The sequence below is a fragment of the Pseudomonas shiyinii genome (genome assembly GCF_056725765.1).
The window spans coordinates 568,562-585,100 of the sequence record NZ_CM161522.1; the positions used below are offsets into that span (position 1 = coordinate 568,562).

The following is a 16,539-nucleotide window of genomic DNA, read 5'->3' on the forward strand; positions in this document are numbered from 1 at the left end:
GGCTCAAAAGCGGGAGGGCTTTACCCTCCTTTCGCGGCACAAGGCCGCTCCACATCGTTCGCATTCCGTAGGAGCGGCCTTGTGCCGCGAAAGGGCCGCAGTGCGGCCCCAGGATCTTGCTTCACTGCGCGATGGTCTTAACCGAAACCCCGCGCTCCATGGGCGTGGAAGTACGCCCGTAGACATCCTCGAAGCGCTCGATGTCGTCCTCGCCCAGGTAGCTGCCGGACTGCACTTCGATGATCTCCAGCGGGATCTTGCCCGGGTTGCGCAGGCGGTGGATCGATGCGATGGGGATGTAGGTCGACTGGTTCTCGGTGAGCAGGAACACGTTCTCGTCGCAGGTCACCTCGGCCGTACCCGATACCACGATCCAGTGCTCGGCGCGGTGGTGGTGCATCTGCAGCGACAGGCTCGCGCCCGGTTTGACGGTGATGTGCTTGACCTGGAAGCGGCCGCCCATGTCCACCGAGTCGTACGAGCCCCACGGGCGGTACACCTCCAGGTGGTTCTGGGTTTCGCTGCGGCCCTGCTGGTCGAGGGTGTTGACCAGCTGCTTGACGCCTTGGACCTTGTCCTTGTGGGCGATCATCATGGCGTCCTTGGTCTCGACCACGACGATGTTCTCCAGGCCGATCACCGACACCAGCTTGCCGTTGCCATGGATCATGCAGTTGCGGCTGTCCTGCACCACCACGTCGCCCTTGGTGACGTTGCCGTCGGCGTCCTTGTCGTGCACTTCCCACAGCGACGACCAGCAACCCACGTCGCTCCAGCCGGCCGACAGCGGCACCACGCAGGCACGCTGGGTCTTCTCCATCACCGCGTAGTCGATGGAATTGTCCGGGCAGCAGGCGAAGGTGGCGGCATCGATGCTCAGGGCGTCGCCGTCTTCCTCGCTGCGCTCCAGGGCCAGCAGGCAGGTGTCATAGATATCCGGGTCATGCTTCTTCAGCTCTTCGAGGAAGCGGCTGGCGCGGAACAGGAACATGCCGCTGTTCCAGAAGTAGCCGCCGGCACGGACGAACTCGTTGGCACGCTTCTCGTCAGGCTTCTCGACGAACTGTGCCACTCGCGCCACGCCTTCGGGCAGCAGGGCGTCCTGGCTGGAGCGGATGTAACCATAGCCGGTCTCGGGCTTGGTCGCCGGCACGCCGAACAGCACCATCTCGCCGCGCTCGGCCGCCACGGTGGCCAGGGCCAGGGCACGCTGCAGGGCTTTCTGGTCCTCGATCACGTGGTCGGCTGGCAGTACCAGCATCAGCTCGTCACGGCCTTCGTTGACCAGCTTCATGGCAGTCATGGCCACCGCCGGGGCGGTGTTGCGGCCGAAGGGCTCCATCAGCAGGCCCTGGGTCTGGAGGTTCAGGCCGGCCAACTGCTCCTGGACGATGAACTTGTGGTCCTTGTTGCACACCACGATGGGGGTGTCCATGCCTTCGAACACCAGGCGCTGGAGGGTCTGTTGGAACAGGGTGTGTTCACCGGTCAGGGCCAGGAACTGCTTGGGGAACTGCTTGCGCGACAGAGGCCACAGACGCGAACCGCTACCACCAGAAAGAATTACCGGAATCATGATGTTTCTCCAAAAGGTCGATAGGGGCTTGGATCAGTTGCTGGCGACTGGGCGGGTGACCCAGACCGGCGACAGGCTGCTGCCGGAACCGGTGACATAAAGCACCGCCGCTTCGCCGCGCTCGAGGGCGACAGGCTTGAGGTCGCTGACCTTCTTGTCGCCTTCGTACAGGGCCAGGTTGACCTTGACCGGGTTGATCTCGCGCTCGCCGCGGCCGTTGGCGGCCACGGTCTTGACCACTTCGGTCTTGCCGTCGGCGGTCTTGAGGGTCAGCGGCTGGTCGGTGAGGTTCTGTACCCGCACCAGGGCCTTCTGCTTGTTCTTGAACGGTGGCTCCTCGATCAGCTGCGGGGTGCCGCTGGCGTTGTTGACCAGGGTGTAGTACTTGTCCGCGGCCAGCTTGACCGGGACGCTCTTGCCGCCGACCTGGGCGGTGTAGTCACCGCCTGGCAGGAAGCTGAAGTCGCTGCTGGCCTGGGCGCCGACCTGCTTGATCTGGGTGTTGCCCACCGACGCGGCGGCCGGGGCGCTTGCGGCGTTGTACAGGCGCACGAAGGTCGAGCCCTTCGGTGCGCTCGGGCCATACAGCGCGGCATCGGCGCCGGCGAGGGCCTGCAGGGAGAGCAGGGACAGGCCTGCCGCGAGGGTGAACGCTTTGGCGAAGGAAGGTTTGTTGGTCATGTGCATGTCCTCTTCAGTGAACCGTCCGATTGGACGACAGGGCCAGGTTTTCTTCGGTCTTGCGGGTGTTCTTCAGCTGCGCGATCCACTGCGGATCGAATGCGCTGAGGTCGTTCTTCATTGGCAGATAACGTTCCGGGAATTCCCACACCACCACTTGCGGGGCGTTGTCCTTGAAGGCGTCGCTCTGCAGGTACTTGAGCATCGGCAGCAGCGGGCCATGGCCGTCTTCGGCGTAGTTGGCCACGTCGCTGCGCAATGCCTGTTGCAGGGCGCCGAGGAAGTTCCAGTGCGGGTTGGCGCTGTAGCTGGTGCCCACCAGCGCCACCGGGATCTGGGTTTCGGCGAACAGCGCATCGCCTGATTCACCCGCGGCCTCGGCCGGCCGGGTGGTGCGTTGCTGCAGGTTGTCCGGGCTCGGCAACAGGTTGCTGAACAGCGGGTCGAGCGGCAGGAAGTTGGTCAGGTCGCCCTTGTACGGGCTGGTGCCACCGGCCTCGGTGATGAACTGTTGCGGGTCGCCATTGAGCAGGTTCTGGCGCGATACCGCCTCGGCCAGGGCCTGGGCCGCGACTTCGGCGCCCATGGGCGTCCAGTGGGTGTCGGTGCGCAGGAACACCTGGCCGCGGGCCTTGGCCTGCTCCAGCGGTGCCATCAGGTCCGGGGCGAACACGCCGGCTTGGCGGGCCTGGGCGTGGAACTGGTTGTACAGGTCGTTGTGCAGGCTGGCCGGCAGGGCCTTGCCCAGGTACTCCGAGTAGACCCGCGCCTTGGCGGGGACGATCGCCAGTACCAACTGGGTGCCGTGGCGCTGCAGGGTGTCACGCACGCCGCGGATCAGTGCCAGGTTCTCCTGCATCAGTTGCTCGGCGCCGGCGGTGGGCTTGAACTCCTCGTCGGTGAACAGCCACTGGTCGCGGCCCAGCACGACGCCCGGGCGGCCTTCGTTGAACAGCTTGAAGTCCAGGGCTGCCCACAGGTTGGTGCCGATGCGCTTGATCGGGAACTGCTCGTCGTAGTGGGTCTCGGCGGCCTTGGCCAGCTTGCCGTTGAGCAGGGTCATCTGCTCGGTACGGTTGAAGCTCTCCAGGCCACCCACCGACCAGGCACCGAGCCCGGTCAGCAAGCCCAGGAACGACAGCGAATAGGTGATGCGTAGTGTCCGGTTCATGATTCAGGCCTCAGAACTGGAAGTAGAGGAACGGTGAGTAGCTCTGTGCCGAGAGCTTGAGCACCGAGGCAACGAACAACAGCAGGACCAGGGCGCGGGTCATGACGCGAGTCCAGTCCAGGCCGATGGAACCGTCGGCGTTGATTTGCACCGGGGCCGCCTTGGGCGTGGGCTTGGCGTTGCGGTAGAAGTCGCGCAGGCCGAACACCGCCAGGGTGACGTAGGCCAGCACCAGGGTCGCGACCTGAAGGCCGGTGAGCTGGGCGCGGTTGAGCTCCGACAGCTGCCAGTCGCCGAAACTGAACATGGCGCCGTACATACGGCCGGCCACGTGCAGGTTCTCGGCGCGGAAGATCACCCAGCCGATCACCACCAGCAGGAAGGTGAAGGCCCACTTGACCGGGTTGAAACGTTGCGGGTTGGTGTCCAGGCCCAGGGCGCGCTCGATGGCGAGCCAGGTGCCGTGCCAGGCGCCCCAGATGATGTAGGTGAAGTTGGCGCCGTGCCAAAGGCCACCGAGCAGCATGGTCAGGAACAGGTTGCGGTAGGTGTTGAAGGTGCCTTTGCGGTTACCGCCCAGGGTGATGTACAGGTAGTCGCGCAGCCAGGTGGAGAGGCTGATGTGCCAACGCCGCCAGAACTCGGTGATCGACTGGCTGATGTACGGCTGCTTGAAGTTCTCCATGAAGCGGAAGCCCATCATCAGGCCCAGGCCGATGGCCATGTCGCTGTAGCCGGAGAAGTCGAAATACAGCTGAGCGGTGTAGGCCAGCGCGCCGAGCCAGGCATCACCGGTGGTGGGGTTCTGCAAGGCGAAGCAATGGTCGGCCACCACTGCCAGGGTGTCGGCGATGAACACTTTCTTGATGAAGCCCTGCATGAAACGGGTGCAGCCTTCGGAGAACTTGTCCAGGGTGTGGGTGCGGTTGTTGAACTGGTCGACCAGGTCCTTGAAACGCAGCACGGGGCCGGCGATCAGGTGCGGGAAGATCGCCACGAAGGCCGCGAAGTCGATCAGGTTACGCGTGGCCGGGGTGTCGCCGCGGTACACGTCGATGATGTAGCTGATCGACTCGAAGATGTAGAACGAGATACCGATCGGCAGCAGCACATGGGTGAGGATGAACGGCTGCATGCCGAACGAGGTGATGATCGCGTTGAGGCTGTCGACGCCGAAGTTGGCGTACTTGAAATAGCCCAGGATCGCCAGGTCGACGCCCACGCCCAGCAGCAGCCAGCGCTGCGCCGGCTTGGTGCGCACACCCGCGGCGCCGACTCTCAGGCCGATCCAGTAGTTCCACAGCGTGACGCCGGCGAACAGGGCAAGGAAATCCACCCGCCACCAGGCATAGAAGATATAGCTGGCGATCAGCAGCAGCAGGTTTCGATAGCGTTGCCCGCTCAAGTAGTACAGGCCGAGGAATATCGGCAGGAACAGGAACAGGAACACGTTGGACGAAAAGACCATCCGGGTTCTCCTTGTCGTTCACATCAACCGGGGCAAAGGCCCCCCAAACCCCCCAGCCCGAAGACGGGGAGCAACCAAGTATTCGGTGGGAGCCGGCTTGCCGGCGATGCAAGGCGAAGCCTTGCTCAGCGGTAGTCCGGGGCCGCAGTGCGGCCCATCGCCGGCAAGCCGGCTCCCACAGGGTTTGTGTTACTTCTTGCTTTGCGCGCTCGGGTCATAGACCCGCGTCAGGTCGCCACCCAGGCGGAAGTTGTTGAACGGCTGCATGCCGCGCTTGCGCTTGAGGGTGTCGCCGCTGCACTGGTACAAGCTGCACCACGGTTCGAGCCAGGCGTACTTGCTGTCGACCTTCAGGTCCTTCATGTCCTGCTTCTCGCCGTTGCGCTTCTTGAACGCGCTCGGGTCGCGGGCGCCGTAGAGCACCTTCTGGCCCAGGCGATGCAGGGCGTTGTTGTTCTCGCCGCGCAGGTCTACACCGTTGGCCTGGGCGAAGCTTGCGATCATCGCCAGCGGCGGCAGGGCATAGTTGTGGTAGGCCAGGGCGCGTTGCTTGCGCTTGAGCTCGTTGGGCAAGAAGCCCTGCTCGTCGACCTGGTTGGCGCCGACCTTGTATTCCTTCACCGCCCAGTCGAACAGGTCGCGCCGGTCGGTGGCCACGGCGGTGGCCATGACCGCCCAGGCCGCCCAGTAGCTATGGTTGTTGATCTTCTCCAGCGGCAGGTCGCTCCAGTCGCGCACGGTCTGTTCGGCCAGGCGCGCCAGCCATTTCTCGATCAGCTCGGCCTCGGCCTGGTGCGCAGCCAGCGGCTGGGAGTTGGAGAACTTCAGGCGCAGCCACGAACCGCTCATGCTGCCCAGCGCCCATTTGCGCATGGACTTGCCGGTGTGGTTGTAGTCGGTGGACTCCAGCGCCCCGGCCCGGGCCCAGGTGCCGAGCCAGGTCAGGGTGCAGTCCAGCTGCGCCGGGCGGCCGTCGCGCATGTACTGGCCGACCATCTTGCTCACGCCACGTTCAAGGGTGGTGATGTCCTCGGTGGACTTTCGGAAGGCCTTGTCGGAGGCAGCATTGAACGTCGCCCGGGCCTTGTCGGAACCTTCGTATTTGCTGCGAAACTGCAAGGCGCCTGTGTAGGGCCTGGGCGCGGGTTCGCAGCGGAAGTTGCCGTCCTTGGTCTTGAGCTTTTCGATCCCGGCGTAGTACCCCTGTGGGGGCACCAGGCCGCCGGCCTGCGCGGCCGGGCCGAACAGGGCCAGGGCGAGCAGGGCGGGGGTGGTGATCTTGCGCAATGGAGTCATGATCGCCTCACTGGCCAGCCTGCGCGGTGTTCTGCGCATGGCCGGCGAAGTTGTTGCGTTTGCACAGCTTGGCCTCGACCTTCTGGGTACCGTTTTCCGGCCCCTGGACTTCGAGGGCGAGCAGGTTCTGGTCAGCCCAGTCCTCGTCCTCGCGCATCTGGAAGACGAAGCGGCCATCGGTGTCGGAGGTCTCCGGTTTTTCGATCTTGATGTCCTCGTGGCGACCGTTGAGGTACCAGAGGGTGGCCTGCAGCACCTTGACCGAGGGGTCTTCGAACTTGATGTCCATCTGCAGGTTGCGGTTGATCAGGTCCTTGATCACGCCGTTCTTGCCATTGACCATCAGCTCGTTCTTGCCGGGCTTGAGGGTGGCGCTGGCGCTCATCTGCGCAGGGCGGCCGTCACAGCCGTCGTCGAGCAGGGCGAGGATCTGGCGCCAGATGGTTTCTTGGTCCAGGCGATAGAGTGGGGAGAATTCCCAGATCAGGATCTTGGGTGGGTTCTTCCGGAACTCCTCGCTGCCCAGGTACTGGATCATCGAGCCTTCCAGGCCGCCGCCGGGGAAGGCGACGTTGAGCACGTCGGCACCGATGTACTGCTGCAGGAAACCGGAGAAGTTGTAGTTCTTGCCACTGTGGCTGGTGCCGACCAGGGTGATCTGGGCGTTGCCCGAGTCGCCGAACAGGTCGTCACCACCGCTCGCACCACCCTTGGGCTCGGTGGCGAACTGGTCCATGTACTGCACCGCGTAGCTGGTGCCGCACAGCTGGCCGGCAACGTTGTGCAGGGTGCCGGTCTTGCCCATGCGCCCGGACTTGTGGGTCTCGAATTCCTTGCGCGGGATGCCGTCGAAGGCTGGCATGTCATGCACGGTGTCGGCCACGATCTTGGCCGCGCGCTCGGCGCCGTACGGCGTCCAGTGCTGGTCGCCGCGGAAGTAGAAGTCCTTGCCTTGGTCGGCCGCGGCCAGTTGCTCGTTGGTCAACGGCGACAGGTCGGGCACGTTGTAGCCCATCTTGGCGAAGCGTTGGAGCATGGCGCGGTAGTTGCCCAGGGCCTTCTGGTAGTCGAAGGCGGCTTTCTCGGCCGGGTTGAGCATGTTGCGGTTCACCAGGCCACGGGTCGGCTGGTACACCAGCACCAGTTCGATGCCGCGTTTCTTGAAGGCATCGTGGACCTGCTGCAGGCGTTTGTAGCCGGCCGGGGTGGTGCTGAATTCGGTGCGCAGGTCTTCGCGGGTACGGAACAGCCAGTCGCCCTGGGCCTGGACCAGGGTGGTGAAGTTCTGCTGGTAGCGGGTCACGTAGCGGCTGGCGTCGTGGGCTTCGGGGCACAGCTGGCAGCAAGGCTCGGCGGTGAAGCTCGGGGCCTGCACATCGGCGGCGCGCACGCCCTGGCTGATGGCCAGGAGGGCGGCGGACAGGCCGAGCAGTTTCATCAGGTGTGGGGTCATGGTCTGGGCTTCCTTAGTCGATCATTTCGGCCTGGCGTTCGACCGGGTCGATCAGCACAGCCTTCTGCTGGCGCACCAGCAGGTCGAGGATTTCGTCCTGGCGCTCGCCCAGCACGCCGTTGAGGCTGATGCCGTTGGATTTGCGCGGTGCCAGCATGGAGACCTTGTACAGCTCCACCGACAGCGGCGAGTCGATCGACAGCGGGCCGGAGCCGTTGGCCGCCAGTTCGCCACCGACGACGATCAGCGAGACCTTGGTGTCGAACGGGTCGAGGGCGATGTCGCGGTCGGTGTCGGAAAGGTCCTTGATGTGGCCGTACACACCGACCAGGCCGTTGGCCATGGCGACGTTCTCATACAGGCGGATGTTCACGCTGTTACGCACGCGGATGCCGTGGCGGCGGTTGTTGATCAGCTTGTTGCCCCAGATCAGGTTGTCGCCGCTCTCGTACAACGTGATGCCGTCGGTGTGATTGCGGTAGATCTCGTTGTAGGCGACCAGGTTGTTGACGCTGTTACGGTCCAGGACCACACCGGAGAGCTTGTTGTCGTAGCTCTTGTTGTTGATGATCCAGCTGTCGTTGACCTCACGGGAAATGATGATCCCGTGCTTCTTCTTGGTGCCGTACACGGTGTTGCCGGCGATGATCAGCCGATGCGAGCGGTCGTGGGGGTCGATGCCATAGACGATGTTGTCGCGGTAGGTGTTGTCCTTGACCACGAAGTCCTGGGTCTCGTAGCAGTAGAAGCCGTACCACATGTCGCTGAACTCCGAGCCGATGATCCAGCCGGTGGGTTCCGGGCGGCCCATGCGCTTGGCCATGTTCGGCGTGTACTGGGAGATACTCACCCCGTACGACTTACTCTTGGCGTAGCCGAAGCTGGCCATCTTGGTGTTGACGATGTAGGTCTCGGTGCCGCCCCAGGACAGCAGGAACGGGCGGAACTCGTCCGGCTTGCGGAAGGTGGCCGGGCCGTTGGCCTGCTCGCGCCAGCCGGTGACCTTGGTGTCGGTGACGAACAGCTTGCCGTCGTTGACGATGAACGAACCGCCCTCCTGGGACAGGCGCAGCTCCTTGACCTTGCCATTGATTTCCAGCACGCCTTTCTGGCCGACCACGATCGGCAGACGCGCCAGGTAAACCCCCGGTTCGGTCTCGCGCAGGTACTGCTTGGGCACCTGCTTGCTCAGTTGTACCAGGTCGACATGCCCCTCATCGACGAAGATTGCCTGGGGAATGCCGTGCTGGCGTCGAACCCATTCGGCGCCCTTGTTGTCGCCGCCGATGAATTCCTTGAGCGACTCCTCCTGGAGCATGCGGCGCACACTGACCTTGCCCTTGCGACTGCGATCGAGCTTCTTCTGTACCGCTTCAGCGGTATAGCCGGTGAGGTCGGGCAGCTTGGGCGGATCCATGTGCAACGGCTCGACCGGTGCGCTGGAGACCGTGTAGGTCTTGGCCTGCTGCAACTCCTTGACCACCGGCTTGGCCGGCTCGGCCAGGGCCAGGCCACTGCTGGCCAGCAGCAGGGCGCTGGCCAGCAGGCCGTGGCGGAAATTCGGGTGAAGGTTCATGAGTGTCCTCTCCCGGGCCTCAGTAGCGCCAGATCACGTCGACGAAGGCGCGGTGCATGTAGGAGTCGGTCTCGCTGCCGTAGGCGTCGCCCGGCTTGAACACGCCGGCACGCAGGCGCACCAGGGCCGACGGCTCGTCGATCGACTGGCTCAGCGAAGCCGGCAGCAGGCCCTGCTTGAAGTACTTGGTGACCACCACGTCCATCTCCTGGCCCAGGTCCTTCTCGCCGTTGATCAGCGGACGGTTCACGCCGTTGTCCTCGACCACGGCGTTGATGCCGCTGGAACCGATGTTCTGCTGGTCATCGACGCGCCAGAACTTGTGGTAGATGAAGCTTGCGTCGTAGTCGTCGCGCAGCTGCCAGGAGGCGAACAGGGTGGCTGCCTGCAGGTTGCCCAGCTCGCCACGGAAGGCTTCGCCGAAGCGGTGTACGCGCGAGCGGGTGCCGGTGTAGTTGGAGCGGTTGCTCTCGAGGCCGGTCTGCTCGTAGTTGCTCGAGCCGTCGCTGCCGCCACCGCCGCTGCCGCGGGCATAGGCCGCACCGACCTGCCAGTTGGGGTTCAGGCGCAGGCGCACGCCCAGGTCGGTGGCCCAGGCATTGACGTCACCGCTCTGCTTGCCGGTGGCGACCTGCTCGTTGCCCACGGTCTGGCTGCTGAGGGTGTCGCGATCGCCGGTCAGCCAGGTGACGCTGCCCCAGTAGTTGACGGTGTGGTCGTTGCGCCAGTTGTAGGCGTCGCTGTTGGCTTCCAGGCCCAGCCAGGTGAGATCGCCGGTGCGGGTCTTGTCCAGCGCATCGACGGTTTCGCCCGGGTCTTTCAGGCTGCCGCTGTCGTGGGTGTGGTGGGCACGCACGCCAACCCAGTGCCCCGGCGTCCATTGGGTGGCGACGTTACCGTAGACGTGGGTACGGTCCTTGTCCTCGGGGGCGAGCTCGGTGAGGTCGGTGCGGTATTCGCTGAAGCGCTGGGCCACGCCCAGGTCGGCCTTGAGCAGGGTGGTGTCGAAGGTCCAGTTCAGCGCCTCGATGTTGGTGTCGCGCCACATGCCGTCGTCGCTGCGCAGGCGCTGGCGACCGAAGCGCAGCTGCTCGCCCGGGTACGGGGTGAAGCCGCTGTAGCCGACCCAGAATTCGCGCATCGCCAGGTAGCTCTTGTCGGGCTTGCGGCCATCGTCGGCGTTGTCCACGGTGCTGCCGTCGTCGGACTGGCGCAGGGTGTCGGTCTCGATGATGTCGGTGGCGGCCACCGCCTGGCCCATGGCGAAGGCGCTCCAGTTGCCGCGCTCGCCATATACCCAGGGGCGCAGGTCAAGGCCCAGGCCGTTGACGTCGCCGCCGGAGCGGGTGCCCAGGTCACGGTCGTCCTCGGACTGGCCGGTGATCTTGATGTCCAGGCCGAAGTTCTTGTCGGCTGTCATTTCCGCCAGGGTCGGGCAGGACCACAGCAGGGCGAAGCTCAGGCCAATGCCGGCTTTCACGAATGGATTGAGCGTCATAGCGAGTCCTCACCGTCTACTTCTTTTTCTTCGTCTTGCAGGGCTTCCTGGGCCAGGGTGCTGTTGCCGACCTGGGCCATGCTGCCGCGCGCCTGCTTTTCCTGGTCCAGCAGTTGCTGGGCCTGGTTGCGTTGCTCGGGTGTCAGTTGCTGGTCGAGCTTTTGCAGCAGCTCGGCCGATTGGGGCGTCGGGTTGGCCTGGGCCAGTTGGGCGAATACCCAGGCATTGGTGGGGGCCGGGCGGATGCCGCGGCCTTCGCTGAACAACTGGGCCAGGGCATAGTCGGCGCTGTTCTGCCCGCCACGGGCGGCACCGAGCAGGTGGTCCACGGCCTTCTGTGGCTCGACATGGCCCAGGTAGCCGCGGCGGTACAGCTGGCCCAGGTAGTAATGGGCGCTGACTTCGCCAGCCGCTGCGGCGTTCTGCAGGTGTTCTTCGGCTTTCACCGCGTCGGCCGGCAAGGTCTTGCCTTCGTAGTAGAGGCGGCCCAGCAGCAGTTCGGCGCGCGGCTGTTCGGCCTCGCGGCCCTTGTCGATGTAGGCCAGCAGTTGGTCGGTGTCGCCGAGCTCGGGGAAGTCGTACACCAGTTGCGCCAGGCTCACCCAAGAGGCCGGGTTGACCGGGGCCACGTGTTCGAGCAGTTCCTTGGCGGTCTTCTCGTCGGTCTGGCCCAGGCTGCGGTCGGCCAGGACGCGGGCGACGCTGTCGACCCGGGTGGCCGGTACCGCGCCGCTGCCGTAGGCAGCCTTGAGCTGCTGGATCAGCGCGGCCTGCTGGTCGGGCTGGGCACGCTTCTGGTAGACGGTGGCCAGTTCCACGTAGCAGATGTCGGTGGTGCTCAGCGCGGCCTTGCAGATCTTCTCCACATCGCCCAGATGCTGGTCGTAGGTGCCCTGGGTGCGATAGAGCAGCACCTGGGCCAGGCCCGCCTCGGGGTTGCCGGCGGCGCGCCACTGGTCGATCTGCTGTTGGGCGTTGACGTTGGGGAAGCTCTGCGGGTACTGCAGGTAGAGCATCGCCAGGGGGATCAGGGTGTTGCTCTCACCTTGTTGCGCCGCGAGCTTGAGCAGGGTCTCGGCCTCCTGGCGCTCGGCCTGGGTGGCGTCGGGCTTGGCCACCAGCAGGCGGCCGAGGCGGGCCTGGGCACGCGGCGAAGTGGCTGCAGCGGCGCGGTAGGTGGCCTCGGCCTGCTTGAGCTGGGCCGGGTCGCGGGTGGCGACCTGGATATCGGCCAGGCCGACCTGGGCATCGCTGTAGCCCAGGTCGGCCAGGGCCTTGTAGTTGCGCTCGGCCAGGGCGGTATCACCGCGCTTCATGGCCTCGTTGGCCAGGCGCTGGTCGGGCAGGCCGGCACAGCCGGCCAGGGCGACGGCCAGGGCCAGGCCACAGAGCCCCAGGTTTTCCCGGGCCCAGTGCGAGCTGGCTTGCCAGCGATTGGCCAATGCCGCGGCTGGGCGTGCGCTGCGCGCTCGATCGCCGGCAAGCCGGTTCCCACAGGGGGTGCGAAGTCCGCTAGTCATCGTTCGATCCCTCTTACAGCCCGCGAGCCACGGCCTTGTCGATCAGCCAGTCCAGCGACGGGCCACGGTCGGTATTGACGGAGGCAGGGCGGCCAGCCAGTTCGGCAGGCAGGGCGCCGTCGGGCTTGATCTGCACGCGGATGTCCGAGGCCAGGTCCTCACTGTTGAGGTTGGCGCTGCTGACGATCTGGCCGGTGCGTACATCGTCTTCGCCGGCGATCTGGAACTGCACGCGGGTGCCGGGCTTGACCTGGTCGAACTGGCGGTAGCTGAAGCGTGCCTCGATCATCGGGTTGCTGGTACGTGGGACCAGCTGGAAGATCGGCTGGCCTTTGGCTGCATACTGGCCGTCGTCCACCAACTGGCGCGAGACCACGCAGTCGCAGGGGCTGGTGAGGGTGCCGGACAACTGCTTGCCGAACAGCTCCTCGACCTTGGCCGGCTCGAGCTGCGAGTCATCCAGGTGGCCCTTGAGCATGTCCAGCATGCTGGTGCTGAAGCTTGCCAGCGGCGCGCCCTTGACCACCTGGCCGCCACTTTCCACCAGGCTCTGCACGGTGCCGTCGCGGGGCATGGTGACGTTGGTGGTGGGTACGGCGACCACACCGGCCTCGGCGTGGCTGACGAAGTACATGCCATACAGCGACTTGGCGATGAAGCCGAAGGCGGCCACGCCGACCACGAACACGCCGAGGCTGACGGTGACCGCGCGCAGGCGGCCGAAGGCCGACAGGCCCGAGCCGTTGTCCTTCTGCTTGCGCGCCTTGGTGAAGTTGTCGCGCTGCAGGGTGCTGAGCACGCCGCCCACGTCGATCATCTCGCCGGACAGGAAGGTGGTGATGATGTGACGCAGGGTCGCCACGTCGCGCGGCTCCAGGTTCTGGAACTGCACGCCGGTGCGGCCGGTGCTCTGGTAGGAGCGGACCTGGAACTCGACGTCCATGGACAGGCCCAGGTTGTCGACCGTGAACTGCAGGCGGCCACGCAGCACGTCCCCGACATTCAGCGGTTTGTTGGTATGGAAGGACAGGCCCCCGGCGGAGAGATCGTCCACCTTCACATCGTGCGTCTCGCGATTGCGGTCCAGGTAGCGCAGCTTGGCGGGGATGCGTACCCGTACATGCTGGCGCTGGGCTTCGGACTCATGCACGACATTGGCGTTCACGGCGGTATTCATGGCGATTTCTTTCCTGTTAGTTCCGTTCCGGGGGGCTCACACGATCATGAACAGCACAGCGACGAAGATGCTGGCCGCCGAGAAGGTCATGGTCCGCGAGGACCAGGTGTTGAACCATTGTTGAAAACTTGCGAGGTCACGCTTGAGCGCAGTCGGCTGGCGGGTCCACGACTGTTTGTCGAGGCGGAAGAACACGTAGATCTTCATGATCGCGCCGACGATCTGGTTGTAATAAAGGATCAGCGGGTAGGCCGGCCCTACGTTGTGGCCCGAGCACAGCAGCATGATGGTGAGGATCAGGCGGGTGATGCCGATCCACAGCAGGTACACCAGCAAGAAGCCCAGGCCGAACTTGAGGCTGGCGATCACCGCCACGGTCAGGCCCAGCAGGCTGGTCCACATGGACACGCGCTGGTCGAACAGGACGATGCTGGTGAACAGCCCCAGGCGCTTGAGGCCCAGGCCCAGTGCGCGGGAGTTCTGTCGCAGGTTGTTGCCGTACCAGCGGTACATCAGCTTGCGGCTGGCCTTGAGGAAGCTCTTCTCCGGCGGGTGCTCGACCGTGTTGATCGCCGCGTCCGGCACGTAGAAGGTGTCGTAGCCCAGGCGCATGAGGCTGAACCAGCTGGACTTGTCGTCACCGGTAAGGAACTTGAAGCGGCCCAGGCGCCAGTGGTGCAGCGAGTCGCTTTCCACGTCGGCGATGAACTCGGGGTTGGTCACCACGCTTGCGCGGAACATCGACATACGCCCGGTCATGGTCAGCACGCGCTTGGACAAGGCCATCGAGCACATGTTGATGTGGCGCTGGGCGAAGCGCAGCTTGTGCCACTCGCTCATGATGTAGCCGCCGCGCACTTCGCAGAATTCGTTGGTGGTCAGGCCACCGACATTGGGGAACAGCTTGAACCAAGGTACGGTCTTGCGGACCACGCCTTCGCCGAGCACGGTGTCGCCGTCGATCACCGCGACCACCGCATGCTCGTCGGGCATCATCCGCGAGATGGCGCGGAAGCCGAAGGCCAGGCCGTCGCGCTTGCCGGTACCGGCGATGCGCACGAAGTCCAGCTTGACGTGGGCGGGCGGGTTGTAGCGGGCCCACAGGCTCTTGACCAGCAGCTCATCGGACATCTCCACCAGCGAGCAGACCACGGTGGTGGGGTAGCCACAATCGATCGCCTCGCGGATCACCGAGCTGTAGACCTGCGCGGTGGTATGGGCGTCGATGCGGAAGCTGGTGACCATCAGGTACACGTGGGACGGGTCGGCCGCCTTGCCCAGCTTGCGCACTTTGCGGCGCAGGTACGGGTAGACGCCGTAGAGGAAGACCATGCCACGGATGAAATGGGTGGCGCCCATGGAATAGCGCCAGATGCCGACAGCGCCGACCAGGAAGATGAAGTGCTTCGACTGCGAGTCGAAGATGTCGCTGGGCAGGGCCAGGGCGATCAGCATGAGCAGGCTCACGTAGAGCAGCCACCCGGCGCACTGCAACAGCACTGTCTGGAGCCTTTGCATGTTCAGCATCCGTCGCGAGAATCAGGGGGAAGGGCAGCGGTTGCCCGCTGCCCGGCCGGTTACCAGCAGATGCCTTCGGTACGGCTGGTGGTGCAGGTCGGCTTGGTCATGAAGCCGACCAGGTCGATCACCTGCTTGCCTTCCGGCGCCTGCTGGGCGAGGGCGCGGAACTTCTCGTCGCGGTTGCCCAGGACGATCACGTCGGCGCTGTCGATGACGTGCTGCAGGTCATCGTTGAGCAGCGAGGACACGTGGGGGATCTTCGACTCGATGTAGTCCTTGTTGGCGCCGTGGACGCGGGCGTACTGGACGTTCTGGTCGTAGATGTTCAGCTCGTAGCCCTTGCCGATCAGGCGCTCGGCCAGTTCCACCAGCGGGCTTTCACGCAGGTCATCGGTGCCGGCCTTGAACGACAGGCCCAGCAGGGCGACCTTGCGCTTGTCGTGGCTTTCGATGATGTCGAAGGCGTTCTGCACCTGGGACTCGTTGCTGCGCATCAGCGAGTCGAGCAGCGGTGCCTTCACGTCCAGGCTCGAGGCGCGGTAGGTCAGGGCGCGCACGTCCTTGGGCAGGCACGAGCCGCCGAAGGCGAAGCCTGGGCGCATGTAGTACTGGGACAGGTTCAGCACCTTGTCCTGGCAGACCACGTCCATCACGTCGCGGCCATCGACACCCACGGCCTTGGCGATGTTGCCGATCTCGTTGGCGAAGGTGACCTTGGTGGCGTGCCAGACGTTGCAGGTGTACTTGATCATCTCGGCCACTTCGACCGGCTTGCGGATGATCGGCGCGTCCAGCTCCTCGTAGATGGCCTGGAGCACGTCGCCGCTGGCTTTGTCCAGCTCACCGATGACGGTCATCGGTGGGCGGTCGTAGTCGGCGATGGCGGTGCTTTCGCGCAGGAACTCAGGGTTGACCGCGACGCCGAAGTCGACGCCGGCCTTCTTGCCGGAGCAGTCTTCGAGGATCGGGATCACCACGTTCTTGACGGTGCCCGGCAGTACGGTGCTGCGGACCACGATGGTGTGGCGGCGCTCGGTATCGCGCAGTACGTAGCCGATCTCGCGGCACACCGACTCGATGTACTCAAGGCCCAGGTCGCCGTTCTTCTTGCTCGGGGTGCCGACGCAGATCATCGACACGTCACTGGCACGAATGGCTTCGGCGAAGTCGGTGGTGCCACGCAGGCGGCCATTGGCGATGCCTTGCTGCAGGAGCGGCTCCAGACCCGGCTCGACGATGGGCGACTTGCCCTGGTTGATCAGGTCGATCTTGGTCTTGGACACGTCCACACCAATCACTTCATGGCCCCGTGCCGACAGGCAACCTGCACAGACGGCACCCACATAACCCAAACCAAAGATGCTGATACGCATCGTATTCACCTCGTGTGTTTATCACGTCGGTTCCTCCGGGAAGAACCGAACCGGGTTGATTGACCAGCAGTTTTCGGGCGCACGGCTCCCTGGCGAATGGACAGTTCGCCGAACGCAGGCATGAATAAATCCGGAGCGCGCAAAGTTGTGCACTCACTATTGGCAGTCAAAGGCCAGTAATTAAAAGGCGTGCCCTGAAATGCAGCCGTCTTTATTGCAGTGTGCTAGT

12 protein-coding genes are annotated in these 16,539 nt (G+C 64.6%); all 12 read right to left on the minus strand.

The window, feature by feature from the left end; genetic code table 11:
- Window positions 1-121: 121 nt before the first annotated feature.
- The 12 genes from ACXHGZ_RS02785 to ACXHGZ_RS02840 all read right to left on the minus strand — a co-directional run bounded on the left by ACXHGZ_RS02785 (window position 122) and on the right by ACXHGZ_RS02840 (window position 16,310).
- Window positions 122-1,576, minus strand: a complete 1,455-nt coding sequence (locus ACXHGZ_RS02785; RefSeq protein ID WP_084857154.1) for a mannose-1-phosphate guanylyltransferase/mannose-6-phosphate isomerase — start codon at window positions 1,574-1,576, stop codon at window positions 122-124.
- A gap of 33 nt (window positions 1,577-1,609) precedes the next feature.
- Window positions 1,610-2,263 (minus strand): alginate O-acetyltransferase AlgF, encoded by a 654-nt coding sequence (locus ACXHGZ_RS02790; RefSeq protein WP_253249338.1) that lies wholly within the window; start codon window positions 2,261-2,263, stop codon window positions 1,610-1,612.
- Between the two features lie 7 nt (window positions 2,264-2,270).
- Entirely contained in the window at window positions 2,271-3,428 is a 1,158-nt protein-coding gene (locus ACXHGZ_RS02795) for an alginate O-acetyltransferase (RefSeq protein WP_480462277.1), read from the minus strand.
- Between the two features lie 10 nt (window positions 3,429-3,438).
- The gene (locus ACXHGZ_RS02800; RefSeq protein WP_084857160.1) at window positions 3,439-4,896 is read right to left on the minus strand and encodes an MBOAT family O-acyltransferase; all 1,458 of its coding nucleotides are present in this window, start codon (window positions 4,894-4,896) and stop codon (window positions 3,439-3,441) included.
- Window positions 4,897-5,085: 189 nt separating this feature from the next.
- The gene (locus tag ACXHGZ_RS02805) at window positions 5,086-6,192 is read right to left on the minus strand and encodes a mannuronate-specific alginate lyase (RefSeq protein WP_480462278.1); all 1,107 of its coding nucleotides are present in this window, start codon (window positions 6,190-6,192) and stop codon (window positions 5,086-5,088) included.
- Between the two features lie 7 nt (window positions 6,193-6,199).
- Window positions 6,200-7,645 carry an alginate O-acetyltransferase gene (locus tag ACXHGZ_RS02810; protein WP_480462279.1) on the minus strand — a complete coding sequence of 482 codons (1,446 nt, stop codon included), beginning with the start codon at window positions 7,643-7,645 and terminating at the stop codon, window positions 6,200-6,202.
- 13 nt (window positions 7,646-7,658) lie between these two features.
- Window positions 7,659-9,221, minus strand: a complete 1,563-nt coding sequence (algG, locus tag ACXHGZ_RS02815) for a mannuronan 5-epimerase AlgG (RefSeq protein ID WP_480462280.1) — start codon at window positions 9,219-9,221, stop codon at window positions 7,659-7,661.
- A 19-nt stretch (window positions 9,222-9,240) separates the two neighbouring features.
- Window positions 9,241-10,719 (minus strand): alginate export family protein, encoded by a 1,479-nt coding sequence (locus ACXHGZ_RS02820; protein WP_084857168.1) that lies wholly within the window; start codon window positions 10,717-10,719, stop codon window positions 9,241-9,243.
- On the minus strand, window positions 10,716-12,239 hold the full coding sequence (gene algK / locus ACXHGZ_RS02825; RefSeq protein ID WP_480462281.1) for an alginate biosynthesis TPR repeat lipoprotein AlgK: 1,524 nt from the start codon (window positions 12,237-12,239) through the stop codon (window positions 10,716-10,718). The genes ACXHGZ_RS02820 and algK overlap by 4 nt, the downstream gene beginning before the upstream one ends.
- A gap of 13 nt (window positions 12,240-12,252) precedes the next feature.
- Window positions 12,253-13,416, minus strand: coding sequence for a PilZ domain-containing protein (locus tag ACXHGZ_RS02830; RefSeq protein WP_480462282.1), 1,164 nt, complete (start codon window positions 13,414-13,416; stop codon window positions 12,253-12,255).
- 36 nt (window positions 13,417-13,452) lie between these two features.
- Entirely contained in the window at window positions 13,453-14,934 is a 1,482-nt protein-coding gene (gene alg8, locus ACXHGZ_RS02835) for a mannuronan synthase (protein WP_216356236.1), read from the minus strand.
- Between the two features lie 59 nt (window positions 14,935-14,993).
- Window positions 14,994-16,310, minus strand: coding sequence for a nucleotide sugar dehydrogenase (locus ACXHGZ_RS02840; protein ID WP_480462283.1), 1,317 nt, complete (start codon window positions 16,308-16,310; stop codon window positions 14,994-14,996).
- Window positions 16,311-16,539 lie beyond the last annotated feature (229 nt).

Bases quoted from the DNA above. Each gene is read 5' to 3' on its own strand.
- ACXHGZ_RS02790 (WP_253249338.1), bottom strand. From the start codon at position 2,263: ATGCACATGACCAACAAACCTTCCTTCGCCAAAGCGTTCACCCTCGCG.
- ACXHGZ_RS02805 (WP_480462278.1), bottom strand. From the start codon at position 6,192: ATGACTCCATTGCGCAAGATCACCACCCCCGCCCTGCTCGCCCTGGCC.
- algG (WP_480462280.1), bottom strand. From the start codon at position 9,221: ATGAACCTTCACCCGAATTTCCGCCACGGCCTGCTGGCCAGCGCCCTG.
- algK (WP_480462281.1), bottom strand. From the start codon at position 12,239: ATGACTAGCGGACTTCGCACCCCCTGTGGGAACCGGCTTGCCGGCGAT.
- ACXHGZ_RS02800 (WP_084857160.1), bottom strand. From the start codon at position 4,896: ATGGTCTTTTCGTCCAACGTGTTCCTGTTCCTGTTCCTGCCGATATTC.
- ACXHGZ_RS02785 (WP_084857154.1), bottom strand. From the start codon at position 1,576: ATGATTCCGGTAATTCTTTCTGGTGGTAGCGGTTCGCGTCTGTGGCCT.
- ACXHGZ_RS02795 (WP_480462277.1), bottom strand. From the start codon at position 3,428: ATGAACCGGACACTACGCATCACCTATTCGCTGTCGTTCCTGGGCTTG.
- ACXHGZ_RS02840 (WP_480462283.1), bottom strand. From the start codon at position 16,310: ATGCGTATCAGCATCTTTGGTTTGGGTTATGTGGGTGCCGTCTGTGCA.
- ACXHGZ_RS02820 (WP_084857168.1), bottom strand. From the start codon at position 10,719: ATGACGCTCAATCCATTCGTGAAAGCCGGCATTGGCCTGAGCTTCGCC.
- ACXHGZ_RS02830 (WP_480462282.1), bottom strand. From the start codon at position 13,416: ATGAATACCGCCGTGAACGCCAATGTCGTGCATGAGTCCGAAGCCCAG.
- alg8 (WP_216356236.1), bottom strand. From the start codon at position 14,934: ATGCAAAGGCTCCAGACAGTGCTGTTGCAGTGCGCCGGGTGGCTGCTC.
- ACXHGZ_RS02810 (WP_480462279.1), bottom strand. From the start codon at position 7,645: ATGACCCCACACCTGATGAAACTGCTCGGCCTGTCCGCCGCCCTCCTG.